18 protein-coding genes, 1 tRNA gene and 1 other RNA gene are annotated in these 24,466 nt (G+C 72.1%); 17 read left to right on the top strand and 3 right to left on the bottom strand.

Translation table 11 applies throughout. The annotated features are described in order from the left end of the window. Positions 1–295: 295 nt before the first annotated feature. On the bottom strand, positions 296–1,216 hold the full coding sequence (locus ACFP3V_RS12905) for a serine/threonine-protein kinase (RefSeq protein ID WP_380583113.1): 921 nt from the start codon (positions 1,214–1,216) through the stop codon (positions 296–298). A gap of 68 nt (positions 1,217–1,284) precedes the next feature. Here ACFP3V_RS12905 and ACFP3V_RS12910 point away from each other — a divergent pair, with 68 nt between their 5' ends. The 6 genes from ACFP3V_RS12910 to ACFP3V_RS12935 all read left to right on the top strand — a co-directional run bounded on the left by ACFP3V_RS12910 (position 1,285) and on the right by ACFP3V_RS12935 (position 11,612). Beyond that, positions 1,285–1,830, top strand: a complete 546-nt coding sequence (locus ACFP3V_RS12910) for an RNA polymerase sigma factor (RefSeq protein ID WP_380583114.1) — start codon at positions 1,285–1,287, stop codon at positions 1,828–1,830. Between the two features lie 8 nt (positions 1,831–1,838). Continuing rightward, positions 1,839–2,567: a hypothetical protein gene (locus ACFP3V_RS12915; protein ID WP_380583115.1), complete on the top strand. Its 729-nt coding sequence runs from the start codon at positions 1,839–1,841 to the stop codon at positions 2,565–2,567. Positions 2,568–2,661: 94 nt separating this feature from the next. Continuing rightward, on the top strand, positions 2,662–3,375 hold the full coding sequence (locus ACFP3V_RS12920) for a hypothetical protein (RefSeq protein ID WP_380583116.1): 714 nt from the start codon (positions 2,662–2,664) through the stop codon (positions 3,373–3,375). A 424-nt stretch (positions 3,376–3,799) separates the two neighbouring features. Beyond that, positions 3,800–5,503, top strand: coding sequence for an RICIN domain-containing protein (locus ACFP3V_RS12925; RefSeq protein ID WP_380583117.1), 1,704 nt, complete (start codon positions 3,800–3,802; stop codon positions 5,501–5,503). A 170-nt stretch (positions 5,504–5,673) separates the two neighbouring features. Further along, the gene (locus ACFP3V_RS12930) at positions 5,674–8,130 is read left to right on the top strand and encodes a non-reducing end alpha-L-arabinofuranosidase family hydrolase (protein ID WP_380583118.1); all 2,457 of its coding nucleotides are present in this window, start codon (positions 5,674–5,676) and stop codon (positions 8,128–8,130) included. A gap of 755 nt (positions 8,131–8,885) precedes the next feature. Continuing rightward, positions 8,886–11,612: a hypothetical protein gene (locus ACFP3V_RS12935; RefSeq protein WP_380583119.1), complete on the top strand. Its 2,727-nt coding sequence runs from the start codon at positions 8,886–8,888 to the stop codon at positions 11,610–11,612. Between the two features lie 677 nt (positions 11,613–12,289). Here the strand turns inward: ACFP3V_RS12935 and ACFP3V_RS12940 are convergent. Then, positions 12,290–12,374, bottom strand: a tRNA-Ser gene (locus ACFP3V_RS12940). 121 nt (positions 12,375–12,495) lie between these two features. Here ACFP3V_RS12940 and ffs point away from each other — a divergent pair. The 5 genes from ffs to ACFP3V_RS12965 all read left to right on the top strand — a co-directional run bounded on the left by ffs (position 12,496) and on the right by ACFP3V_RS12965 (position 17,037). Beyond that, positions 12,496–12,594, top strand: an RNA gene (ffs, locus tag ACFP3V_RS12945) — signal recognition particle sRNA small type. A 66-nt stretch (positions 12,595–12,660) separates the two neighbouring features. Continuing rightward, entirely contained in the window at positions 12,661–15,072 is a 2,412-nt protein-coding gene (locus ACFP3V_RS12950) for a DNA polymerase III subunit gamma and tau (protein WP_380583120.1), read from the top strand. Positions 15,073–15,244: 172 nt separating this feature from the next. Further along, on the top strand, positions 15,245–15,586 hold the full coding sequence (locus ACFP3V_RS12955) for a YbaB/EbfC family nucleoid-associated protein (protein ID WP_380583121.1): 342 nt from the start codon (positions 15,245–15,247) through the stop codon (positions 15,584–15,586). 193 nt (positions 15,587–15,779) lie between these two features. Continuing rightward, positions 15,780–16,379, top strand: a complete 600-nt coding sequence (gene recR, locus ACFP3V_RS12960; RefSeq protein WP_380583122.1) for a recombination mediator RecR — start codon at positions 15,780–15,782, stop codon at positions 16,377–16,379. Further along, positions 16,372–17,037, top strand: a complete 666-nt coding sequence (locus tag ACFP3V_RS12965; RefSeq protein WP_380583123.1) for a DUF5063 domain-containing protein — start codon at positions 16,372–16,374, stop codon at positions 17,035–17,037. The genes recR and ACFP3V_RS12965 overlap by 8 nt, the downstream gene beginning before the upstream one ends. A gap of 117 nt (positions 17,038–17,154) precedes the next feature. Here the strand turns inward: ACFP3V_RS12965 and ACFP3V_RS12970 are convergent, their stop codons facing one another. Next, positions 17,155–17,667, bottom strand: coding sequence for a MarR family winged helix-turn-helix transcriptional regulator (locus ACFP3V_RS12970; RefSeq protein ID WP_380583124.1), 513 nt, complete (start codon positions 17,665–17,667; stop codon positions 17,155–17,157). 81 nt (positions 17,668–17,748) lie between these two features. Between ACFP3V_RS12970 and ACFP3V_RS12975 the strand changes: the two genes are divergently transcribed. The 6 genes from ACFP3V_RS12975 to ACFP3V_RS13000 all read left to right on the top strand — a co-directional run bounded on the left by ACFP3V_RS12975 (position 17,749) and on the right by ACFP3V_RS13000 (position 24,417). Then, positions 17,749–19,077, top strand: coding sequence for an MFS transporter (locus ACFP3V_RS12975; RefSeq protein ID WP_380583125.1), 1,329 nt, complete (start codon positions 17,749–17,751; stop codon positions 19,075–19,077). Further along, positions 19,074–20,081: an EamA family transporter gene (locus tag ACFP3V_RS12980; RefSeq protein WP_380583126.1), complete on the top strand. Its 1,008-nt coding sequence runs from the start codon at positions 19,074–19,076 to the stop codon at positions 20,079–20,081. The genes ACFP3V_RS12975 and ACFP3V_RS12980 overlap by 4 nt, the downstream gene beginning before the upstream one ends. Before the next feature lie 126 nt (positions 20,082–20,207). Continuing rightward, positions 20,208–21,476, top strand: a complete 1,269-nt coding sequence (locus ACFP3V_RS12985; protein WP_380583127.1) for an aspartate kinase — start codon at positions 20,208–20,210, stop codon at positions 21,474–21,476. A gap of 325 nt (positions 21,477–21,801) precedes the next feature. After that, positions 21,802–22,413, top strand: coding sequence for a SigE family RNA polymerase sigma factor (locus tag ACFP3V_RS12990; RefSeq protein WP_380583128.1), 612 nt, complete (start codon positions 21,802–21,804; stop codon positions 22,411–22,413). Continuing rightward, positions 22,410–23,597: a hypothetical protein gene (locus tag ACFP3V_RS12995; protein ID WP_380583129.1), complete on the top strand. Its 1,188-nt coding sequence runs from the start codon at positions 22,410–22,412 to the stop codon at positions 23,595–23,597. Before ACFP3V_RS12990 ends, ACFP3V_RS12995 begins: the two co-directional genes overlap by 4 nt. Before the next feature lie 43 nt (positions 23,598–23,640). Then, positions 23,641–24,417: an SURF1 family protein gene (locus ACFP3V_RS13000; RefSeq protein ID WP_380583130.1), complete on the top strand. Its 777-nt coding sequence runs from the start codon at positions 23,641–23,643 to the stop codon at positions 24,415–24,417. Positions 24,418–24,466 lie beyond the last annotated feature (49 nt).

The raw sequence follows: 24,466 nt of genomic DNA on the forward strand, positions 1-24,466 counted from the left end.
CACCCGCGCCGCCGCCTCCGGGTACCCCCAACCGGCCGCCTGCCGCCCCTCCTTGTGGGTAGTCGCACCCCAACTCAGCGGGGCGCGCGACCTCCGACGTGCGCCGCCGCCGGAAAGCTCCGCTGCCACCGGCCAGTTCGGGGCGCCCGCTGCCGGGGACAGCGACGCCGAAGGCTCCACCGGACCCGATGTGGGGCTTGCTGCCGGGGACCTGCCGAACGCAGGCAGCGGCCGCACCCACCGTCCCGGCTCCTCCCGGTGCGCCCGGCACCCCGGCTCCGGCCTCGTCTCGGGCTCAGCGCAGCAGCCAGGTCAGCACCGTCGTCGTCAGGAAGACCAGCGCCGCCGCGGAGCACACCGCGGCCCAGCCCGGCCCCGACCGCCCCAACGGCCTCCCCGCCCCTGCCCCGGCGGTGACGCCTGGTGTGAGCAGCGCGTCCGCGAAGGCCTGGGCGGTGGGCGGCCGTTGTTCCGGATCCACCGCCATCGCCGCGCCGAGCAGTTCCGCGACGCCCCCGGGAAGCGCCGGTCCGCCGGGAGGCAACAACGGCGCGGACGCGGGCAGGCCGCCGGTGACCCAACCGGCGCGGCCGCCGGCGCCGAAGGGCTTCTGACCGGTCAGCAGCTCGAAGGTCAGCACGCCAAGCGCGTACACGTCCGCACGGCCGTCGAACCCTCCCGTCTGGAAGGCCTGTTCGGGTGCCATGTAGGCGGGGGTGCCCGTGGTGACGGTCAGCCCCGACGCGTCGGCCAGCCGCTTCGCGCTGCCGAGATCCGCCACCAGTACGCCAGGAGGCGTCTGCTCGGTGTCGAGCAGCAGGTTCGACGGCTTGACGTCCCGGTGGACGACGCCCGCACTGTGCAGCACCTGCACCGCGTACCCGGCCTCGGCGGCCAGCCGCAGCGCCTCCTCGGGCGGGCACTGCCCGATCCGCTCGGCCAGTGTGCCGCCGCGGACGTAGTCCATCACGAAGTAGGGCCGGTCCTCGTGGACCCCGACGTCGTGCACCCGCACCACCCGCGGGCTGGAGATCCGGCGCAGCAGTCGTGCCTCGGCCAGGAACCGCTCCCTGACATCCGCGTTCGACGCCCAGTTGTCGGCCAGCACCTTGACCGCGACGTCCGTGTCCAGCTCGGGGTCGTACGCCCGCCACACCGTCGCGAAGGACCCGGCTCCCAGCCGGTCCACCAGGAGGTAACGGCCCAACTTCTGCATGTGGCAGCATTCTGCCGGAGTCGCGGGGGGCGCGGAACTCCCGAACGGACGGGGAACGGGGTCGACACGTGCTCGACGAGAGCGAGCTGACGCAGCTGGTGGCGGCTGCCCAGGCAGGTGACGGGGCGTCACTGGAGCATCTGCTGACCAAGCTGCGGCCGTTGGTCATGCGGCGCTGCGCCAGGTTCCTGCCCCATCTCGCCGACGCCGAGGAGGCCGCCCAGGACGCGCTCCTGTCCGTCAGCACGCATCTGCACGAGTACGGCGGGCGCGGCTCGTTCGTCGGCTGGGTCACCGTGATCGCGTCCAACGCCGCCAGGTCCACCTACCGTTCGATGCGCCGTCGTGCGGAGCTCAGCCACGCGGTCCTGCCCGAAGGCGTGGACCCGCGGACGACGAGCGTCATCGCGGGCACCCGAATCGACCTGATGGAAGCGCTGACCGCGCTGGAGCGGCAGCATCCGGCGCTGGTGGAGTCCTTCGTGCTGCGCGATCTCGGCGACCTGACCTACCTCCAGGTCGCCGAGACCCTCGACGCTCCCCTGGGCACGGTCAAGGACCGCATCCACCAGGCCCGCCGTTTCATGCGCGACCGCCTCGCCGACGGCGTCTGAGGTTTCGGGTGCGAGCTCGGGCCGTCGTCGCCGTCCTTGTCGCAGCCGCCACGCTCGGCGTGCTGACCGGCCGCTTCGTCCTACCCGACCGATCTTCGGCCCCGGCGGCGCCGACGGCGTCGCCCAGCCACAGCGCCACCGCGCCGACGCCCGCCACCGGACCGGTGACGGAGCGCAACCTGCTCACGCCGACAGCCTTCGCGGCCGTCGGCGTCACCGCCCACCTCTATGTGCGGGACCGGTTCGGGGACGGCCGCTACGCCAACGCGGAGTGCGCCGGGGAGAAGACCCTCGGCCAGACCTTGGGCGGGCCGGGCGCGCACTTCCGCGGCCTGATGACCGCCGCGGCCGCCACGTCCGACGACTCCACGCTGGCCGTCGACGAATCCGCACAGATCGCCCGGGAGGTCGCCGCCGACGCCGGAAGTCCGGCGCTGGCACAGAACTACACCGAACGCCTGGCGCTGGAGGAGGTGCCCTGCCAGGACGAGCCGCCCGGCCACTGGGTCTACGGGCCGACGCACACCCTCGCTCTCGCACCGGAGGTCAGCGCGAGCTGGATGGGCGGTTTCGAGGGGAAGCTGAACTCCACCGGCACCGCACCGCCCGGCCGGGAGCCGTGCGGCGGCATCGCCTTCCTGCGCAGCGGCTCGCACTACGCGGTCCTGGAGGTCGACGCCTGCCTGGGCACGGCGGCGATGACGGCGGTGGTCCGCACCGCCGTGTCACAGCTCTGAAACAGCGGGCGACCGGCCCAACTTCCGCCTCCGGGCCGGCATCTCCCCGGTTGTACGAGGGCGCAGAGCGCGTCCCGATCACCAGGGGGATGAGATGTCCGAACACCAGACGACCCGTCACAAGAGCGCCCGTCGCGGCCGCATCGCGGCAACCGTGTCCTGTGTCGCCGCCGCCCTGGTCGCGGTGGGCGTCACCGTCCAGCCCGCGACCGCCGAGGGGGGCGGCGCCCACGCCGGTCACCGCGCGGCCGTCTCGGCGGCCCCGGCGACCACGCCTGCGCTCGCCGCGCCCGGCCTGGGTTCGCAGAACCTGATCCAGAGCGGCGACTTCTTCCAGCAGGGCCTGGCCCCGGTCGCCGCGCGGTTCGGCCTGGCCGGCAGGCAGGCCCTCTCCGCGTGCTCGGGCGAGGAGACCATGCGGGCGCTGACCAAGGGCCGGGCGGCCGGCTACGCCGACGTCAGCTGGACCTTCGACACACGCGGCAGCCTGCTGAACGAATCCGCCGCGGCCGGCTCCACCGTCGCCTCGGCGAGCGCCTCCGAGAAGCAACTCGACGCGCTGCTGAGCGTCTGCCGCAAGGAGCCGGCCGGCCACTGGCACTACGGCGCCCCACGGACGCTCACCGTCAACGGCGGCGAGGGCCACTGGTACCCGGCCTACAACGGCGACGGCACCCTCTCCGGCGGGGCCGCCGTCATCCGCAGCGGCCGCCGCTTCGCCGTCCTCGAACTGACCGGAGCGCCCGGCAACGACCCGGGCCACCTGAAGGGACTCGTCGCCGCGGCCCTCCGCCGTCTGGCCGGCTGACTCCTCACCGGCCGGACAGCGACGGGGAGTTGAGAAGAGACGAAGGCCCGGACAGTCGACCTGTCCGGGCCTGCGTCTGCCCAACCGGGCGGGCGCGGAGGCCAGAAGGTTCGCACTCAGGTCCGGCATCGGGCGGAGGTACGGGCTTGCGTGCGCCGAAAAAACTCTTCGTGTCGGGGCAACCTTTCCGGGAGCGGTGACAACTGAGGGGTGTCCGGACAAGCGGTCTGGTCAGAGGTCCCGGTTGAAAGAGAGCATCGACATGTTCCCTCACCCATCCACCTCCCCGGAGGGGTCGCCCGGTGGCCGCGGCCGCCATGGCCGCGCCTCCCTCCGCTCGGCCGGTCCGGGGCGGCGACAGACGCATCGCGGCCGCCGGCTGTACCAGCGCCGGCCCTTCTGGGCGGCCGTCAGCCTGGCGGTCGTGGGCGGCTCCCTGGTCGCGATCAACACGGCCTCGGCGCAAACCGTGGACACGAACGCCTGGTACGTGCTGGTCAACCACAACACCGGCCAGGCGCTGGACGACCTCGGGTACGCCACGAACGACGGCGCCTCGGTGGTGCAGTGGAGCCGTACCGGCGGGACCAATCAGCAGTGGAGGTTCATCGACGCTGGTGGCGGGAACTACCGCCTGCTGAACCGGAATTCCGGCAAGGTGCTGGACGACTACAACTGGTCGAAGACCGAAGGCTCCGCGCTGGTGCAGTGGCGCGACCTGAACGGCGCCAACCAGCAGTTCCACCTGGAGAAGTCGTCGGGCGGATACGTGCGTCTGGTCAACCGCTTCAGCGGCAAGGCCGTTGAGGTTCCGCTCGGTTCCAAGGCCGACGGGGGCCGCGTCGCCCAGTACCACGACTGGAACGGCGCCAACCAGCAGTGGCAGCTCGTCCCGGCCGGAAGTCCCAGCGGCACCGGGAACCCGGGCAACTCCAGCGGCAGCGCCACTCCCAGCCCGTCCGCCAGGCCGTCCGTGTCCGCTCAGCCGAGCGGCGCCCGCCCGACGTCGGCGCCGCCGGCATCGTCGACCCCCGCCGGCGGCGGTGGCTCGGCGAAGAGCTTCATGGGCAGCAGCACGGTGCTGATCGGCGGCTCGATGTCCGACGCCTCGGCGAAGGCCGCGCCGTTCGACGTGCAGTACGCCTACGTGCACAGCCAGCCCGCGCCCTCCTCGGACTACTACACGGCGGCCCGCTGCCACGACGGGTGGACAGGCTGGTGGGGCTGCTGGAACGGCAGCACCACGGCCCCCGGCACCTACGTGACCTGGCGCGACTCCCAGGTGGCCCAGGAGACGTACAACGGCAGCCCGCGCCCGCAGAAGTTCCTGTGGACCTGGTACTCCCTGCGCGACCTCGGCGATCTCGCGGGCGAGGGCGACGGTCCGGGCGAGGTCAAGGCCATCAACAGGGTCGACCTGCTCACCCGTTACCTCAACGACTACCGCTTCTTCCTCCAGAAGATCGGCACCTCGCAGGAAATGATCGACATCGAGCCCGACTTCTGGGGCTACGTCCGTTCGCTCGGCGACCCGCGCCAGGTCCCCGCGCAGGTCACGGCCGCGGATCCGACGGACTGCGGATCCCAGCCGAACAGCGCCACCGGCCTCGCGCAGTGCATGATCGCGATGGGCCACAGGTACGCACCGCACACCGCCGTGGGCCTGCACCTGTCCTGCTTCGACTGGCAGCAGAACACCCCGCAGTGCGTCACGGACTACGCCCACCTCGGCGCCAAGAACGCCGACTTCCTGGTCTCCGACGTGTCGGACCGCGATGCGGGCTGGTACGCACAGCCGGCCCACGGCGGCCTCGACAACTTCTGGACCGACCAGAAGGCCGCCGAACGTCTGGCGTTCTACCGGACGATGGCCGAGTCCGTGGGCAAGCCGGTGGTCCTGTGGCAGATCCCGGTGGGCAACATGGCGCAGAACAACACCCTGAACCACTACAAGGACGACAAGGTCGACTGGTTCTTCGCGCACATGGACCAGGTGGCGAAGGCGCACATCGCCGGTCTGCTGTTCGGCCCGGGTCAGCAGGAGCAGACCACGGTCGAGACCGACGGCGGAAACCTGATCCGCAAGACCATCGCCTATCACAACTCCGGTGGCGTGGCGCTCAGGTAGACGGAAGGTACGGACCCGGCCCCGCCCGCCGCGACGGGGCCGGCTCCGTTCTCGTCTCTCCCACCCGGCAACGGGTGTCTCCCAGAACAGGCAACCTCGACGGCCCCGGCGGCAACTGACGGGCAATCCGGGGCCGAGACCAAAGCCCACTGAGCGAGAAGGACAAGTCCTTGCCAGATCAGAACCGCTCCCATCGCCGCCGGCCGGCAACCCGCCGCGCGCTCACCGCCGCCGTGGTCCTCGCCGCCGCCGCGGGTGCTGCCATACCGCTGGTCGCCCAGGCCTCGCACACGCCGAACGCCGGCACGCTGGGTGCGGCGGCGGCCGGCAGCGGCCGCTACTTCGGCACCGCCGTGGCGTCGGGCAGGCTCGGCGATGCGACGTACTCCGCCATCCTCGACCGGGAATTCAACATGATCACCCCGGAGAACGAGATGAAGTGGGACACCACCGAACCCTCCCAGGGGTCGTTCAACTTCGCCCCGGGCGACTCGATCGTCAGCCACGCCGCCGCGCACGGTCAGCGCATGCGCGGCCACACCCTGGTCTGGCACTCCCAACTGCCCAACTGGGTCAAGGCCATCACCGACCCCACCACCCTGCGCCGGGTGATGGACAACCACATCACCACCGAGATGACCCACTACAAGGGGAAGATCTACGCCTGGGACGTGGTCAACGAGGCCTTCGCCGACGGCCCCAGCGGCCGGCACCGCAGCTCCGTGTTCCAGGACGTGCTGGGCAACGGCTTCATCGAGGAGGCCTTCCGCACCGCCCGCACCGCCGACCCCTCGGCCAAGCTCTGCTACAACGACTACAACATCGAGAACTGGTCCGACGCCAAGACCCAGGGCGTCTACGCCATGGTCAAGGACTTCAAGTCCCGTGGCGTCCCCATCGACTGCGTCGGCTTCCAGAGCCACTTCGGGGCCTCCGGCCCACCGGCAAGCTTCCGGACCACCCTGTCCGACTTCGCCGCCCTCGGCGTGGACGTCCAGATCACCGAACTCGACATCGCCCAGGCCTCGGCCGCCGCGTACACCAACGCCGTCCAGGACTGCCTGGCCGTCGCCCGCTGCACGGGCATCACCGTGTGGGGCATCCGCGACAGCGACTCCTGGCGCACCGGAGAGAACCCCCTGCTGTTCGACGGCAACGGCAACAAGAAGCCGGCCTACGGCGCGGTACTCACCGCCCTGGGCAGCAGCGGCGGCAGCGGCGGCAGCGGCGGCGGCACGCCGGGCGGAGAGATCACCTCCGGCACCGTCTACACGCTGACCGACGTGGCCGCCGGTCGCGTCCTCGACGAGTACGCGGGACAGAACGGCAACGGCACGCCGCTCCAGGTGTGGGACGCCAGCGGCGCCACCAACCAGCAGTGGCGGGCCACCAGGAACGGCGACGGCTCCTGGACGCTCACCAACGTCGCCAGCGGGCGGGTCCTGGACGAGCCGGGCAACCAGACGGGCAACGGCACCAGGATGCAGGTCTGGGACTCCAACGGCGGCGCCAACCAGCACTGGAAGGCCGCGCGGAACGGCGACGGCTCCATCACCCTGACCAACGTCGCCAGCGGCCGGGCCCTGGAGACCCCCGGCGGCCGGACCGCCAACGGCACCACCGTCCAGGTCTGGGACGCCACGGGCGCCCCCAACCAGCACTGGACCTTCAGCCCGTCCGGCTCGTCCACCCCGTCGACGCCCGCGCCGACGGGCGGCACGTGCACCCTGCCGTCGACGTACCACTGGTCCTCGACCGGGGCGTTGGCCCGGCCGGCGAACGGATGGGCCTCAGTGAAGGACTTCACCGACGTCGTCTACAACGGCAAGCACCTCGTCTACGCGTCGAACGTGTCGGGGTCGTCGTACGGCTCGATGATGTTCAGCCCGTTCACCAACTGGTCGGACATGGCGTCCGCGCGCCAGACCGGGATGAGCCCTGCCGCGGTGGCGCCGACCTTGTTCTACTTCGCGCCGAAGAAGCTCTGGGTACTGGCCTACCAGTGGGGTCAGTGGCCCTTCAGCTACCGCACGTCGAGCGACCCCAGCGACCCGAGCGGCTGGTCCGCGCCGCGGCCGCTGTTCACCGGCAGCATCCCCGGCTCCGGTACCGGACCGATCGACCAGACCCTGATCGCCGACGATCACAACATCTACCTGTTCTTCGCCGGCGACAACGGCAGCATCTACCGGGCGAGCATGCCGCTCGGAGACTTCCCGGGCAGCTTCGGCTCGTCCTACACGACGGTCATGAGCGACTCCCCGAGCAGGCTGTTCGAGGCGCCACAGGTCTACAAGGTCAAGGGCCAGAACCAGTACCTCATGATCGTCGAGGCCCGGGGGGCGAACGAGCAGCGTTACTTCCGCTCCTTCACCGCCACCAGTCTGAACGGCCCGTGGACCGCGCAGGCCGCCACCGAGGGCAACCCCTTCGCGGGCAAGGCCAACAGCGGCGCCACCTGGACCAACGACATCAGCCATGGCGACCTGGTCCGCGACAACCCCGACCAGACCATGACCATCGACCCCTGCCACCTGCAGTTCCTCTACCAGGGCAAGTCCCCCTCCGCGAGCGGCCCCTACGACCGACTGCCGTGGCAGCCGGGCGTGCTGACCCTGCAGCACTGACCGCCCGAGAGCGCGTCGACGACCCCGGCCGTACTTCGGCCGGGGTCCTCCCGTGACCGGGCCAGGAGCCCGGGGAAATACGGCGGCACCAGCGACTGGCAGAGCCGGCGCTGAAACGACAGCAGGGTCCCGACCGTGAAGTCGGGGACCCTGCTGTGCGGTCTCAGCTGCCGCCCCGCTGCTTCCCCGGCTGCGCGGTGCACCCCGGCCCGGCACCGAATGCGCCGTCGGTTCCGAGTTGCGCACCGCGGCGACCGAGGCCCTGAGTACGGCGGCGCGCCCGAGTCCTCGTTCTGCAGTCCAGGACGCGCTGCGGAGAGGCAGTTGTCGGCAGCCACCCCACCCTTGGGATTCTTGTCGAACTCTTGCACCTTGGCGGCAGGGGCCCTTCGACCGGCGTCCGAATCGCGGCCGCGCAGCCAACAGCGGCAGATCTCGGAGCGCATGCCATGGGGCGCGCCGACCAGCGGACGCAGGGCAGATCGACGGTGAGGTGCTGACGGAACCCCATTTCGCGAGCCCCTCGAAAGGTAAGGAAACGATCTTGTCTCGACTGCGGGGGGCGCCGCCTTCTTACCCGGCCTCGGGACATCCCCGCGAACCGAAGACCACCCTGTCCGTATTTCGTGCTGTTCGTGCGGGGCGTCGGCGCAGGCTCCGCTGCGACGCCCGGCCTGCGAACGCTGACCTGCAAGGACGCACACGTATAGTCCCCTTCGCCGTAATGGCTGCAGGTACGACGTGAGGAGAAGCCCGTGCGCCGCTTCGGGGTGGTACTGGCCACAGCTGTGACGCTCGGGTATTTCGGGGCATTCCCCGCCCACGCCGACACCGGCAGCACGATCTACGTCAACAACGGCTCGGGATCAGGCTGCTCGGACACCGACCCAGCCGCGGGAGCGCAGGCCGTCCCGTACTGCACCCTGCAGACGGCGGTGGATGCGGCCCAGCCCGGCGAGACGGTGCAGGTGGCAGCCGGCGTCTACCCGCCGTTGCACGTCACCCACTCGGGGACGGCGGCCCAGCCGATCGTCCTGCGTGGCGTATACAGCTCCACCCTCGGCGGGGGCCGGACGTACCTGCGAACCAACCTCGCCAACGACACTCCCGCGCTGGACATCGACGGCGCGTCCTACGTGTCGGTCAGCCAACTGGGGGTGACCGACGGCACCTCCACGACCGCGGTACACGTGCACGGCAGCAGCCACATCTCCCTGGACGGCCTGGCCATCAGCGAGACGGGCAAGGCCACGGCCCTCGACATCGACGGGTCCGGCAGCACGACGGTGACCCGCACCCGCACGTCCGGCGGGCCGGTCGTCGTCCGCAACCAGGCACAGGACACACAGTTGCTGGTGGACTACTTCTACGAGTCGATCTCCGCCGACGCGGCCGTCGTCGTGGACGGCGCGAACGGCACGCGGCTGCGCAACGACACGGTGGCTTACTCCCTGGGCGCTGGGGTCTCCGTCCGTGGCAACGCGAGTGGGACGCAGATCGACGACAGCGTCCTGACGGGAAGCCAGGGCGGACCCGAACTGTCCGTGGCCCCCGACTCCACGGCTACGACTTCGGAGCAGTACAACGTCCTGCAACCCGTCAGCGGTGTCACGCCCTACCAGTGGGGCGGCACCGCATACGCAACGCAGACCGATTTCGCTCAGGCCACCGGACAGGGCGCCCACGACTGCGCCGGCGCGTGCGGCGCGAGCACCACCGGGGCCCTGACCGAAAGCTCGTCCGCCATCGACAGCGAGGATCCGACGGTGACCGGGCTTCCCGACACCGACGCCCTTGGACGTTCCCGGGTGGCCGACCCCATCGTGGACGCGGCGGGTGGCAGCACCGGCCCCATCGACCGCGGCGCCATCGAGTTCCAGGACCCGATCCACGAACTGCTCGCCTTCGTGCCCGACTCCTCGGGCCCGGTGTACAGCCCCGCCACCGGCAAGCTCCAGGCGACCCTGGTCAACCCGTGGGGTGACCAGGTCACACCTGCCCAGTACGCCTTCACCTTCGGCGACAACAGCCAGGCCGTGACCGGCACCGACGCGCAGGTCCCCCACACCTACCAGGCCGGGCTCTGGTCCTCCCACGTCACGATGACCAGCACGACGGGCGCCACCTACCAGGCCGGCGTGAACACCCAGGTCTACGCTCCCGATCCGCTCACCACCTCCATCGACGTCGGCGCCGCGCCCACCTCTCCGCTGAAGGCCGGCGTGGATGTCTGGGACAGTGACACGTCCGGCTGGTCGATCACCGGTAGGACCGTAAACTGGGGTGACGGCAGTCCCATGCAGAGCCTTGGCACCCAGACGACCGCGACCCACACCTACCCTCGACCGGGCGCCTGGACCGTCACCGAGACCTCAACCGACGACCACGGCCGCTCCGCGCAGACCACCCAGAGGCTCGTCACCGGCAGCGCGTTCGTCCCCCACAGCCCGACTCGGTTGCTGGACACACGGACCACGACGGGCGGCCACCACGGCACCGTGGCCGCGGGCGGCACGATCTCCCTCAAGGTGGCGGGCGTCGCCGGCATCCCGACCAGCGGCATCACAGCCGTCACGCTCAACCTCACCTCCGCCGACCCCACAGGCCCCGGCTACCTCACCGCGTACAGCTCATCCGGCTCGCGGCCGACCGCCTCCAGCGTCAACTTCGCCGCCCACGAGAACCGGTCGAACCTGGTGACGGTCCCGGTCGGCGCAGACGGCCGGATCCGGATCTTCGCGTCCACGCACACCGACGTCGTCGCCGACCTGGCCGGCTACTACCGGACAGGGACCAGCGTGCCGGGCGGCACGGGCATGTTGCCCGACGCGTCTCCCGACCGGGTACTCGACACCCGGACGGGCAAGGACATCCCGGTGGGCCCCGGCCAGGTGGTCAAGGTCCACATCCCGCAGTACGCCACCTGGGACTACACGGCGCTCGTGCTCAACGTCACCGCCGTCTCCCCCAGCACCAACGGCTACGTCACCGTGTACGGCTCGGGTTCCGTGCCCGCCACCTCCAGCATCAACTTCAAGGCCGGGCAGACGACGGCCGGGCAGGCCGTCGTCGCAACGGCGATGAACGGCACGGTGAGTATCTACAACCACGCCGGCAACGTGCACTTGGTGGTCGACGTCGAGGGCTCCTACGACCCTTCCGCGGGGCAGGCGTTCATCCCCGCTGGGCCGACCCGGCTCCTCGACACCCGCACGAGCGGCGGCCCGATGCACAACGGCCAGCAGATCACCATCAGCAACGGCATCCCCGCAGACGCCAAGTCGGTTCTGCTGAACCTCACCGAGACACAGGCACTGGGCAGCGGCTATCTCGCGGCCGGTCTGGCCTCGTCCACGATCAACTTCAGTAGGGGCCAGACCTCCTCCAACCCCGCCCTGGTCAACGTCTCCAATGGAGTGACGATCAAGAACCACTCCCAGAGCGTCCAGGCGATCGCAGACCTGCAGGGCTGGTTCGGCTGACACGCTGGGTTCGGACCACGACGGCCCTGGCTGCCCAGCTGCCGGGGCCGTCCTCCGTCCATGTCGGGCTGTCGAGCGACCACCACTTTGGCCGGACGAAACGGTGAGTGGTGAGTACTGAACCGACAGATCGCCAAGGCCCCCGGCTCGAAGAGGAGGAGGTCGAGCCCTACACCTTGGAAGAAGCGCGACGGATCCTCGCCGAGAGGCGGGCAAGGGTCGGAACGCCCGCGTGGGTGATCGCCCTGGCACTGGGCCTGCGGCAAGGCGAGGTGCTCGGTCTGAGGTGGGCGGACATGGACCTGGACGGCCGATTCATCCGAGTCCGCCGCGGCCGACTCCGCCCGAAGTACGCCCACGGCTTCCACGGCTCCTCCGGACGGAAAGGCGGCGCTACTGCCCGCAGCGTCAGAACCTCCGCCGTGAGACGAAGGACACGACGTCCCGCGTGAGCAAGCGCTACGTCGGCCTGCCGGACGGGTTGGTGCAGCTGCTGCGAAAGAACCAGCAGGAGCAGGGAGGACGCCGCCCGCCGGATCGACCGGGGTTGCTGTCGGGCGAGACTCCGCAGGACGGAGCCGGATCTCGACCCCACTGAGGCGGAAACTGGGACGCCATACGACGAAGGCCCGGACAGTCGAACTGTCCGGGCCTTCGTCTGCCCTGATGGGCGGGTGCGGAGGATACGAGATTCGAACTCGTGAGGGGTTGCCCCCAACACGCTTTCCAAGCGTGCGCCCTAGGCCTCTAGGCGAATCCTCCGTGGGAGAGCTTACTAGATGTTCGGGGGTGCTCGTGCACACGCTTTCGCGCAGGTGGAGACCGCCTCCAGGGTGGCGGGTCGGGGCGGTGAAGAGCGGGCCCGGGATCCGGTAGGGTGTGGGTCAGCCCCTCGTGTGGCGTCATCTCGCTGAACCCCCCCAGGGCCGGAAGGCAGCAAGGGTAGGTGAGCTCTGGCGGGTGCACGGGGGGTCCTGTCGTTCCGGGCCTCCGGCCGGGCCGTGTGGAAGCGCGGTCCGTTGTCGGTGGTGGGCATTAGGGTCGTTACGTGTCGCTCGCTCTCTATCGCCGGTATCGCCCCGAGACCTTCGCCGAGGTCATCGGGCAGGAGCACGTGACCGGGCCGCTGCAGCAGGCGCTGCGGAACAACCGGGTCAATCACGCGTACCTGTTCAGCGGCCCTCGCGGCTGCGGCAAGACCACGAGTGCGCGCATCCTCGCCCGATGCCTCAACTGCGAGCAGGGGCCGACGCCCACGCCCTGCGGTGAGTGCCGCTCCTGTGTCGACCTGGCCCGTGGCGGGCCCGGGTCCATCGACGTCATCGAGATCGACGCCGCCTCGCACGGTGGCGTGGACGACACGCGTGACCTGCGGGAGAAGGCGTTCTTCGCGCCCGCGTCCAGCCGGTACAAGATCTACATCATCGACGAGGCCCACATGGTCTCGACGGCCGGCTTCAACGCCCTGCTCAAGGTCGTCGAGGAGCCGCCGGAGCACCTCAAGTTCATCTTCGCCACCACCGAACCGGAGAAGGTCATCGGGACGATCCGGTCCCGGACCCACCACTACCCCTTCCGGCTGGTGCCCCCGGCCACGCTGCGCGACTACCTGACGGACGTCTGCGGGCGCGAACAGATCCAGGTGGAGGAGAGCGTCTTCCCCCTCGTCGTGCGCGCGGGCGGCGGCTCGGTGCGTGACTCGATGTCCGTGATGGACCAGCTGCTCGCCGGCGCGGGCGCCGAAGGTGTGACATACGCCATGGCCACCGCGCTGCTCGGGTACACCGACGCGGCGCTGCTGGACGAGATCGTCGACGCCTTCGCGGAGCAGGACGGTGCGGCGGTGTTCGGCATCGTCGACCGGGTGGTGGACGGCGGGCACGACCCCCGGCGCTTCGTGGCGGATCTGCTGGAGCGGCTGCGGGATCTGGTGATCCTCTCCGCCGTGCCGGACGCGGGGGAGAAGGGCCTGATCGACGCACCCGCCGACCGCGTGGAGTTGATGGAGGCTCAGGCGCGCCGCTTCGGCTCCGCGGAGCTCAGCCGCGCGGCGGACCTGGTGAACACCGGCCTGACCGAGATGCGCGGCGCGACTTCGCCGCGCCTGCAGCTGGAGTTGATCTGCGCACGGGTGCTGCTGCCCGCGGCCTTCGCGGACGAGCGGTCGCTGCAGGCCCGGCTGGAGAAGCTGGAACGCCGGGCCCTGGTGGGCGGCGCGCCCGCGCCCATGGGTTCGGACGCCCCGGGGACCGCAGCCGCGGGTGCCGCTCGGCCGCACCCGCAGTCGCAGGCACCGACAGGAGGCAACTCCGCGAGTGGGTCCGGCAGTTGGCCTGCCGGGTCCGCCCCGGCGACGGCCGGCCCAGGAGCCGCCCCGACCGCCGTGGGCGGCCCGGACGCCAGCGGTGTGGGCGCGGCGAACGCGGGAGCGTGGCCGGTCGGGACGGCCGCTCCGCAGACGTCGGCCGCCGCCGGAGGCGAGGCTGCGGTCGCCGGAGCGTGGCCTGCGACCACGGGCACGCCCGGCGGTGCCCCACCGGTCGGCAGCTCGGCTGCGCCCGGCCCGGCCGCCGCACAAGCAGGCGCCGGAGCGTGGCCTGTCGGCACGAGCGCCGGCGGCGGAGTCCCCGCCGCACCCCAGGCGCCCGCCGGGTCGGCCCCGACGCCGACCGCGCCGACCCCGTCGGCAGCACCGACGCAGTCGCAGGCGGATCCCGGCGCGTGGCCCGCAGGGGCCACAGCGGTGGCGCACCCCGCGCACCCCGCGCCCGCCCCCCAGCCGGCGCCGCAGGCCCAAGCAGCGGGCGGCGCAGGCGTGGTGCAGGTGCGTCAGATGTGGCCGCAGATACTGGAAGCGGTCAAGGGGCGTCGTCGCGTCACCTGGATGCTGCTGCAGCAGGGCCAGGTCGCGGGCTTCGACGGGGCCACGCTGCAGTTGGCCTTCGAGCACGCCGGCACCCGGGACGGCTTCGTCAACGGCGGGCACGACGAGATCCTCCGGCAGGCGCTGCAGGACGCCCTCGGCGTCAACTGGCGGGTGGAGTGCATCGTGGGCGGCCCCGGCACGGGTGCCGGTCCGGCCGCGGGCACACCGGGAAGCGGGCCGCAGGCGGCGCCGCAGCGCCCGTTCACCCCCGCTCCGGCACCGTCTGCTGCTCCGGCACCGGCCCCCGTGGCGCCGTCGGCGGCCGCCCCCGCGACGCCCACCGCACCCACGGTGGCGCCGCCCCCCCGTACCCCCCCGCCGCCCGCGGTCCAGGCTCCGGCGCCGTCTCCCGCGCCCGAACCGGTGCCCGAGCCCTACGAGCCGGATCCCTACGGGCCCGAGGACGACTACCCCGACTTCGAAGAGGACGCCCCGCTCACGGTCCCGCCGCCTCAAACGGGCGTCAGCGGGCAGGAGCTGATCGTCCGTGAGCTGAACGCCACGGTGATCGAGGAAATCACCCACGAACGATGAAGGATTCGTTCATCCGGAGCACGTAGGCTCGGCTCGACCGAACGACGGCAGTACCGGAATACCCCAGTACCCGAACCGACCCGACCCGACGGCAGTCCCGGACGAACGGCCGACGACCCGAGCACTGGTCGCGGACGGGCGGACGGAAGCGGACAGAAGGAGAGCGAGCGCCATGTTCCCCGGTGGTGGCCAGCCCGACATGCAGGCGCTGCTCCAGCAGGCCCAGCAGATGCAGGAGCAGCTCCAGCGCACCCAGGCCGAACTGGCCGCGGCGACGGTCGAGGGCACGGCCGGCGGCGGCCTGGTCAAGGCGACGGTCAGCGGGGCGGGCGAGCTCAAGGCCCTCGTCATCGCCCCCGAGGCGGTCGACCCGGACGACACCGAGACCCTGGCCGACCTGGTCGTCGCCGCCGTGCGCGACGCCACCGACGCCGCGCAGCGGCTCGCGGCCGAGCGGCTCGGCCCGCTGGCGCAGGGCCTGGGCGGCGGCGGGATCCCGGGTCTGCCGTTCTAGCTGCCGGGGCGGCCGCCCGGGGAGGATGATGAGTCCCGAGGCGGCTCCACAGGAGTCGCACAGCAAGGCAAGCAGTACCAGCAAGGCAAGCAGTACCAGCAAGACCGGCAGGACCCGAACGCATCGGCGGGAGCCGACAGCATCGGCAGGATCAGCACCGCAGGCACAGAGGACAGACAGGTAGGCAGGCAGCGTGTACGAGGGCGTGGTCCAGGACCTCATCGACGAGTTGGGCAGGCTGCCCGGCGTCGGGCCCAAGAGCGCGCAGCGGATCGCCTTCCACATCCTCCAGGCCGATCCGGTGGACGTCCGCCGCCTCGCGCACGCGCTCAACGAGGTGAAGGAGAAGGTCCGCTTCTGCACGGTCTGCGGCAACGTCTCCGAGTCCGAGCAGTGCCGGGTCTGCCTCGATCCGCGCCGCGATCCCGCGGTCATCTGCGTGGTCGAGGAGCCGAAGGACGTGGTCGCGGTCGAGCGCACCCGCGAGTTCCGCGGCCGGTACCACGTGCTCGGCGGGGCGATCAGCCCGATCGAGGGCGTCGGGCCGGACGACCTGCGCATCCGCGAGCTGATGGCCCGGCTCGCGGACGGCACGGTGACGGAGCTGATCCTCGCCACCGATCCGAACCTGGAGGGCGAGGCCACCGCCACCTACCTCGCCCGGCTGCTCAAGCCGATGGGTCTCAAGGTGACCCGGCTGGCCAGCGGCCTTCCTGTGGGCGGTGATCTGGAGTACGCCGACGAGGTCACCCTCGGCCGGGCCTTCGAAGGGAGACGACTGCTCGATGTCTGACGCCACCAGCACCCGCAGCACCGCCGACGCCCGCCCGCGGGGTCCCCAGGAGCCGGACGACTTCGCGGTGCAGATCGCCGATTCGGTGCAGAGCTTCCTGCTCTCCGTCCGCGAGATCGCCAAGGGGGACGAACCCGGCAGCGCGATCTCCATGCTCCTGCTGGAGGTCTCCCAACTGCTGCTCACCGGCGGCCGGTTGGGCGCGATCGAGGACATCCTCCCGGAGGACCGGTACGAGCCGGACACCGAGCCGGACGAGGACACGGACGAGCTGCGCCAGCAGCTGGCCGAGCTGCTCGCGCCGATCGACGTCTACCACGAGGTCTTCGACCCCTACGGCCAGGTCGAGAAGCCCCTGCCGTGCCGGATCTCCGACGATCTGGCCGAGGTCGTCTCCGAGCTGCGGCACGGCCTGGTGCACTGGCGCGAGGGCCGGGTCTCCGAGGCGCTGTGGTGGTGGCAGTTCTCCTACCTGGCCAACTGGGGCTCCACCGCCACGTCGGTGCTGCGCGCGCTGCAGTCGCTGGTGGCCCATGTCCGGCTGGACAGCCCCATCTCCGCCCCGGCGGACGGCACCGACACGGACAACGACGGCCTCACCGACGAGCAGTTGGAGCAGCAGGCCGGCGACCTGATGGCGTCCGAGCTGGGGACCTGACCGGCCCGCTCGGCGCGCGACCCCTCCGCGCAAGCCCGCTCGGCACGCGAACTCCCAGCGCAGTCCCGTTCAGCAGCGCAAGCCCGTTCAGCGCAAGCCCGCCGAGCGCCCGCGCGCTCAGCGCGGGCCCGCCGTGTGCGCGAGCAACTCCCGCAGCAAGTCGTTGAGTTGGTCGACCTGCCGCGCGTCCATGTCGGTCAGCGCCGTCTGCTGCTCCGCCAGCCCCGCCGTCACCGCGCGGTCGATGAGCTCCAGGCCCTCTGCCGTGAGCGTGACCTTGAGGCCCCGGCGGTCGTGCGGGTCGGGTGAGCGCCGGAGCAGCCCGCGGCGCTCGAGCTTGTCGAGGCGGCCGGTCATGCCGCCGGTGGTGAGCATCAGCGTCGTCGTGAGTTCGCGCGGCGAGAGGCAGTAGGGCTCGCCGGATCGGCGCAACGTGGCCAGCACGTCGAACTCGCCGCGGCTGATGCCGAACTGGGCGTACGCCTTCTCCATCCGGTCGCCCATCGCGCGCGACAGCCGGTAGATCCGGCCGAAGACCTCCATCGCCCGGGTGTCGAGGTCAGGGCGTACCCGACCCCACTGGGCGATGATCGCGTCCACCGCGTCCTGCTTCTTCCGCTGCTCTGCCATGGCTCCAGTCTGCCAGAAATAATGCTTGCCCGTGATTTGCTTAGTGCTAAGCTACTTAGCAACGAGCAAACAGGAGGGGTGATGGGTGCCAGGTCGTCGGGGCGCGATTCGGTCGGCCGGTCCCGCCGGTTTCCGGGGGAACGTCTGCTCTGGACCGGCATGGCCGTGGACGCGGTGGGATCCGGGATGTACATCCCGTTCAGCCTGGTCTTCTTCCAGCACGTCACACGGCTGCCGCTGCCGCTGATCGGCGCCGTGCTGACGGCCACCGGCTTCGTCGCGATGGCCGCCCTGCCCCTGGTCGGCGCGGCCGTGGACCACTGGGGCGCCAAGCGCGCGCAGCTCGCCCTCTACCTGCTGCGCGCCGTCGGCTTCGCCGCCTACCCGCTCGCCACCGTGCTGCCGCTGTTCGCAGCGGTCGCCCTGGTCACGGCGATCGGCGACCGCGGCTTCCCCGCCGCCCAGCAGGCGCGGATCGGCGAGCTGGTCAGCGGCCCGGAGCTGGAGCGGCTGCAGGGCGTCAGCCGGAGCCTGACCAACGCCGGTCTGGGCATCGGCACCCTGCTCGCCACCGGGCTGATCGCAGGGCTCGGCGACGCCGGCTTCCTCACCGCGGCCTGGCTGAACGCGGGCAGCTTCCTCGTCGCGGCGCTGCTCAACCAGCGTGTGCCGGGCGGCGCGCAGCCGACGGCAACTCCCGGGCCCCGGACGCGCCGTGAGCGCGGCGGCTACCGCCTGGTCCTCGCCGACCGCCCCTACCTCGGTCTGACGGCCGCCAACTTCCTTGTCGCCCTCGGCTATTCGGCGCTCTCGGTGCTGCTGCCCGCCTTCGCGGCGAACTGGCTGGGCACGCCGCAATCCCTCACCGGGTCGGCCTTCGCGCTCAACACGGCCCTCTGCGCGGTCGCGGGCGTGCCCGCGGCCCGGCTGGTGCGGCGCTTCGGCGACCGCACCAGGGCTGCCGCGGCAGGCGCCGTCGTCTTCGCGGTGGCCTTCCTCGGCCAGGCGGCGCTGGGCCTGGCCCGGCCGCACTCGGTGACCGTCGTGATGACCGGACTGCTGGCGGCCGTCGCGGTGGCCACCCTGGGGGAACTGCTGCACAGCCCCGCACTGTCGGCGCTCTCCACCGAAGCGGCCCCGCAGCCGCTGCGCGGGCGGTATCTGGCGACCTATCAGCTCTCCTGGTCGCTCTCGCGCACCATCGCCCCGTCCCTGTTCACCCTGCTGCTCGCGGTGCACGGCAGCCTGCCCTGGCTCTTCGTCGCCGCGACGGCACTGGCCTCCGCCGCGCTGCTGCTCCGGCTCGGCCGCAGCCTGCCCGCCGACGCGGTCCGGCCGGTCCCCGTCCTGATCCCCGCTCCGACGCCGCACGACGCCGAGGCCCGCACCGCCCTAGAGGCGACCGCATGAACACCCGCCCCGCATCCAGCCGCACCCTGCTGCTCGCCACGACCGCCCTCGCACCCGTCACCTGGGGCTCGACCTACGCGGTGACCACCTCCCTGCTGCCCGCGGACCGTCCGCTGCTGGCGGCCGCGGTCCGGGCCCTGCCCGCCGGGCTCGTGCTGCTGGCGTTCGTCCGCCGACTGCCGCGCGGGAGCTGGTGGGCCAGGGCCGCCGTGCTGGGCGTCCTCAACATCGGAGCCTTCTTCCCGCTGCTGTTCCTCGCCGCCTACCGGCTCCCGGGCGGCGTGGCCGGGGTGCTCGGCGCCGTGCAGCCGCTGGTGGTCGCCGGTCTCTCGGTGCGGGTGCTGGGGCAGCGGCCCGGCGCGCGGACGCTCGCGGCCGGGCTGCTCGGCGTCGTCGGGGTCGCGCTGGTCGTGCTCCGTGCCGACGCCGGACTGGACGCCCTGGGCGTGCTGGCCGGTCTCGGCGGCGCCGTGTCGATGGCGGCGGGCACCGTGCTCGGCCGCCGCTGGGGCCTGCCGCCCGGGGTGGGCCCGCTGGCGCTGACCGCATGGCAGTTGACGGTGGGCGGACTGCTCCTTCTCCCGCTCGCCCTGTTCGCCGAGGGCCTGCCGGCCGCCGTCACCGGGACCAACCTGCTGGGCTACCTCTATCTGGCGACCGTCAACACGGCGCTCGGCTACGCCCTCTGGTTCCGGGGCGTGACCCGGCTGCCGGCAGCGGCGGCATCCTTCCTCGGACTGCTCAGCCCGGTCACCGCGGCGGTCATCGGCTGGGCGGCGCTGGGGCAGTCGCTGACGCCGCTTCAGCTCACCGGCCTCGCCGTGGCGCTGGGCGCGATGGCCTGGGGTGCGGTGGGCGGCTCCCGGAGCGCCAGGGGCGCGAAATCTGTCGAACATCACACCCGTGCGCCGGGAGCGGAAGATTCCGCCGCCCGGAACGGCGGCCCCGGGAAGACTTCCGGGACCGAGGGGGCCGTGGACGCAGGGACGCCGGTCCGGCCCTGATCACCAGATGATACGGATGTATCACATGGCGGACCACCGGCTACGCCGCACAACCGCTCGGTACAGTGGTGCGCAGTCTCGGGCCGCGCACACAGAAGGCCCGAACCACAGAGTCGAGGAGCGCACGTGGGCCTTGTCGTGCAGAAGTACGGCGGCTCCTCCGTCGCCGATGCCGAGGGCATCAAGCGCGTCGCCCGACGCATCGTGGACACCAAGCAGGCCGGCCACGAAGTGGTCGTGGTGGTGTCCGCCATGGGCGACACGACGGACGAGCTCATCGATCTCGCGGAACAGGTGTCGCCGTACCCGGCGGGCCGCGAGCTCGACATGCTGCTGACCGCGGGAGAGCGGATCTCCATGGCCCTGCTGGCGATGGCGATCAAAGAACTGGGCCACCAGGCGCAGTCGTTCACCGGCAGCCAGGCCGGAGTCATCACCGACTCCGTCCACAACAAGGCCCGCATCATCGACGTGACGCCGGGCCGCATCCGCACCGCGCTCGACCTGGGCAACATCGCGATCGTGGCGGGGTTCCAGGGCGTCTCCCAGGACACCAAGGACATCACCACGCTCGGCCGCGGCGGCTCGGACACCACGGCCGTCGCCCTGGCCGCGGCGCTGGACGCCGAGGTCTGCGAGATCTACACGGACGTGGACGGCGTCTTCACCGCCGACCCGCGCGTGGTCAAGAAGGCCCGGAAGATCGACCAGATCGGCTTCGACGACATGCTGGAGCTGGCCGCCGCCGGCTCCAAGGTGCTGCTGGCGCGCTGCGTCGAGTACGCCCGCCGCTACAACATCCCCATCCACGTCCGCTCGTCCTTCTCCGGACTGACCGGGACCTGGGTCCGCAACGCGCCCGAAGGAGGCGAAATGGAGCAGGCGATCATCTCGGGTGTCGCCCACGACACCTCCGAGGCCAAGGTCACCGTCGTCGGTGTCCCGGACAAGCCGGGCGAGGCCGCCCGCATCTTCCGCGCCGTGGCGGACGCGGGCATCAACATCGACATGGTCGTGCAGAACGTCTCCGCCGCGTCGACGGGCCTGACGGACATCTCCTTCACCGCCCCCAAGACCGAGGGCCACAGGGCGATCGCCGCCCTGGAGCAGGTGCAGGAGGGCATCGGCTTCGAGGCGCTGCGCTACGACGACCAGATCGGCAAGATCTCGCTCGTCGGCGCGGGCATGCGGTCCCACCCGGGCGTCACGGCGACGTTCTTCGAGGCGCTGTCCCAGGCGGGCGTCAACATCGAGCTGATCTCCACCTCCGAGATCCGCATCTCCGTCGTCACCCGCGCCGAGGACGTCAACGCCGCGGTCCAGGCCGTGCACACGGCCTTCGGCCTCGACAGCGACACCGACGAGGCCGTCGTCTACGGCGGCACGGGGCGCTAGCCCGCCCCCGGGGGCGGGTGGATGCCGCCCTTCGGGCGGGAGGTGCCCCACCGCTACCAGCCCACCACCCACGGGGGGTCCGACCCCGATTGCAGGTCGAACCTCCCCCAGGGGTGTGCTGCTCGCGGTGGGGCACCTCCCGCCCGAAGGGTGGGGGAGCCTCGCGCCCTGGGGTGGTGGTGCAACTGACTGGCGGAAGCCATGTGGCGGTGATGTGGACACAGGGGGGTTCCGCTTCCGCCGGGCGGATCGGGTGCGTACCGTGATTACCTCTGCAGCGGGCGCGACCGGGAGGGGCCGTGGCGTACAACCCTCGCACGGGTTCGTGCGTCCAACTGTCGTGCCCGCACTGGTATTGCCCGCAGGACCGCGCGTGACGGCCCCGATCCCGCACGCCCGGGGGATCGTCGACGCCGACGCGCAGGCGTCCGCCGCGGCCGTCACCGTCGGCACCACCGTCGACCAGCTCACCGAGACCTACCAGGCGCACTACGCCTCCCTGCTCCGCCTCGCCGCGCTGCTGCTCGACGACACCGCCTCCTGCGAGGACGTGGTGCAGGAGGCCTTCATCCGGGTGCACTCCGCCCGCCGCCGGGTCCGCGACCCCGAGAAGACGCTCGCCTACCTCCGCCAGACCGTGGTCAACCTCTCCCGCAGCACCCTGCGCCGCCGGATCCTCGGGCTGCGCCTGCTGCCCAAGCCGATGCCCGACATGGCCAGCGCCGAGGAGGGCGCCTACGACGCCCTGGAGCGCGATCAACTCATGCTCGCCATGCGGGGTCTGCAGCGCCGTCAGCGCGAGGTGCTGGTGCTGCGCTACTTCGCCGACATGACGGAGGCCCAGGTCGCGGACACCCTCGGGCTCTCCCTCGGCTCGGTCAAGGCCTACGCCTCCCGCGGCCTGGCCGCGCTGCGACTCAGCATGGACGCCTCGTGAACCGCCCGACGCCGCCCACGCCCCCCGTGCCGCCGGAGCGCCCCCGCTACCTGCGCGTCGTCCGTCCCGGCGGCGCCGGGAGGGACGGGGTGCTGCCGCCGCCGATGCCGCTCGCCGCCCCCGCGCAGCTGCCGCCGTGGCTGGACGGAACGCCGCCCCCGCCGCCGAGCGACGAGGAACTGTTGCGCCGTCAGCTCACCGCCGTGGTAGGCCGGTTGCAGCCCGCGCCGGACGCGCTGGTCCGGCTGCGCGAGGCCATTCCGCAGCGCCGCGCCCGGCGTCGCCGGGTCGGGCTGGCGGCGGCTGCGGTGGCCGCCGTCGGGCTGATCGGCGTCGTGATGGCCCAGCCCTTCGACAGCACGGCCTCGGTCCAGACGGCGAGTTCCACGCAGGGCTCGGACGGGCGGGTCGGGCCCTCGCCCGGGACCGGGTCCAGCAGTCGGCCCGGCGCCGGCGGCTGGCTCGGCTACACCGCCTCCCCGCTGCCGGGCCAGGGCGGTTCCGGGCTGCTGGTGACCGCCACCCCCTCCGGCGCACCCGTCCCGCCGCTGCCCGCCTCGGCGGCGCAGACCGGCCCCGCGCACACCGCCGCCGAATGCACCCGCGCCCAACTCGGCCAGGGCACGGCCGAGGTGGGCACGCCCGACGCCCAGGGCGTGGTCTACGGGGCGTTCCGCGTGGTCAACGTCTCCGCCACCAACTGCAGCGTCTCCCGCCCCGGCACGGTCGTCGTGGTGTCCGCACCCGACCCGACCGCGGTCCGGGTCGTCCCGCACTCCGCGGGCGACGGCGTGAGCGGGCTGCCCAGCCCGCCGCCGAGCAGCGCCGGTCCGGTGCTGCTGGCGCCCGGCCAGAGCTACCTGCTCCGCTTCGCCTGGGTGCCGGCCTCGGGCGGCTGCGCCGCCACGGCCTCCCCGTCCGCCTCGGCCTCGCCGAGCGACCAGCCCAGTGCCTCCGCCTCGCCGACCGACAGCGGCAGCCCCGGCACGTCCTCGAACTCCGGGGCGGCGGCGGGGGAGGGTCCGATGGCCGCCCAGCCCCGGCCTCAGACGGTCGCGACCACCGCGCCCACGCTGGTCCTCGGGCACACCCCCGGCGCCGGCGGCACGTCGGCCGCTTCGGCCACGATCCCCGACGCGTGCGCCGGGACGGTCTACCGGACGGACCCGGTCGCCGGGCAGTGACCCCGCGCCCGGGGCGGAGTGGCGACCGGTTTACCGTGGTGTGGTGTACCGGTTCCTCCTGACGCCGCGGTGGCTCGGCATCAACCTGCTCGCGCTCGTCGCCGTGCCCGTCTGCATCTGGTTGGGGCTCTGGCAGGTCAGCCGGTACGAACTGCACAGCCATCACAGCGGCGGCAAGCAGGCGGCGGCCTCGTCCGAGCGGGCGCTCCCGGCGGAGCCGCTGCTGGCGAAGCAGGCCCAGGCGGCGGACCAGGGACGCGAGGTGACGGTCCGTGGGGTCTACGACGGGGCGCACCAACTGCTGGTCCCGGACCGCACGGCGGACGGGGGTGTGAAGGGCGCCCGCGGCTACTACGTGCTCACCCCGCTGCGGACGGCGTCCGGGGTGTACGTGCCCGTGGTCCGCGGCTGGGCGCCGGGCCGGGCTCCGGCGACGGCCCCGGCGGCGCCGGGCGGCACGGTGACCGTGACGGCCCGGCTGGAGCTGCCGGAGACCCAGGACTCCGCCCAGGCCATCACCACGGGCTCGCTGCCCCGCGGCCAGCTGGGGATGATCAGCGCGACCACCCTGGTGAACGCCCTGCCGTACCAGGTGTGGAACGGCTGGCTCGCCGCCGACCCGGCGGCGGACGGCCTCCGGCCCGTGGTCCTCACCGCGTCCGCGGACTCCTCCGGCGGCGGCCTCAACCTGCGCGCCGCGCAGAACCTCGGCTACATCGGCGAGTGGTTCGTCTTCGCCGGCTTCGTCGTCTTCATGTGGTTCCGCCTCTTCCGCCGCGAGGTCGAGCAGGCCAGGGACGCGGAACTCGGGCTGGGCTGAGGATCCGTCCCCGGCGCCGCACGAGTGCGGACGTTCCGGCCCGAGGCCG

Source organism: Streptacidiphilus monticola (assembly GCF_042658505.1).
In the GTDB taxonomy this organism is placed as follows: Bacteria; Actinomycetota; Actinomycetes; order Streptomycetales; family Streptomycetaceae; genus Streptacidiphilus; species Streptacidiphilus monticola.

Bases quoted from the DNA above. Each gene is read 5' to 3' on its own strand.
- ACFP3V_RS12970 (WP_380583124.1), bottom strand. From the start codon at position 17,667: ATGGCAGAGCAGCGGAAGAAGCAGGACGCGGTGGACGCGATCATCGCC.
- ACFP3V_RS12955 (WP_380583121.1), top strand. From the start codon at position 15,245: ATGTTCCCCGGTGGTGGCCAGCCCGACATGCAGGCGCTGCTCCAGCAG.
- ACFP3V_RS12965 (WP_380583123.1), top strand. From the start codon at position 16,372: ATGTCTGACGCCACCAGCACCCGCAGCACCGCCGACGCCCGCCCGCGG.
- ACFP3V_RS12905 (WP_380583113.1), bottom strand. From the start codon at position 1,216: ATGCAGAAGTTGGGCCGTTACCTCCTGGTGGACCGGCTGGGAGCCGGG.
- ACFP3V_RS12920 (WP_380583116.1), top strand. From the start codon at position 2,662: ATGTCCGAACACCAGACGACCCGTCACAAGAGCGCCCGTCGCGGCCGC.
- ACFP3V_RS12975 (WP_380583125.1), top strand. From the start codon at position 17,749: ATGGGTGCCAGGTCGTCGGGGCGCGATTCGGTCGGCCGGTCCCGCCGG.
- ACFP3V_RS12980 (WP_380583126.1), top strand. From the start codon at position 19,074: ATGAACACCCGCCCCGCATCCAGCCGCACCCTGCTGCTCGCCACGACC.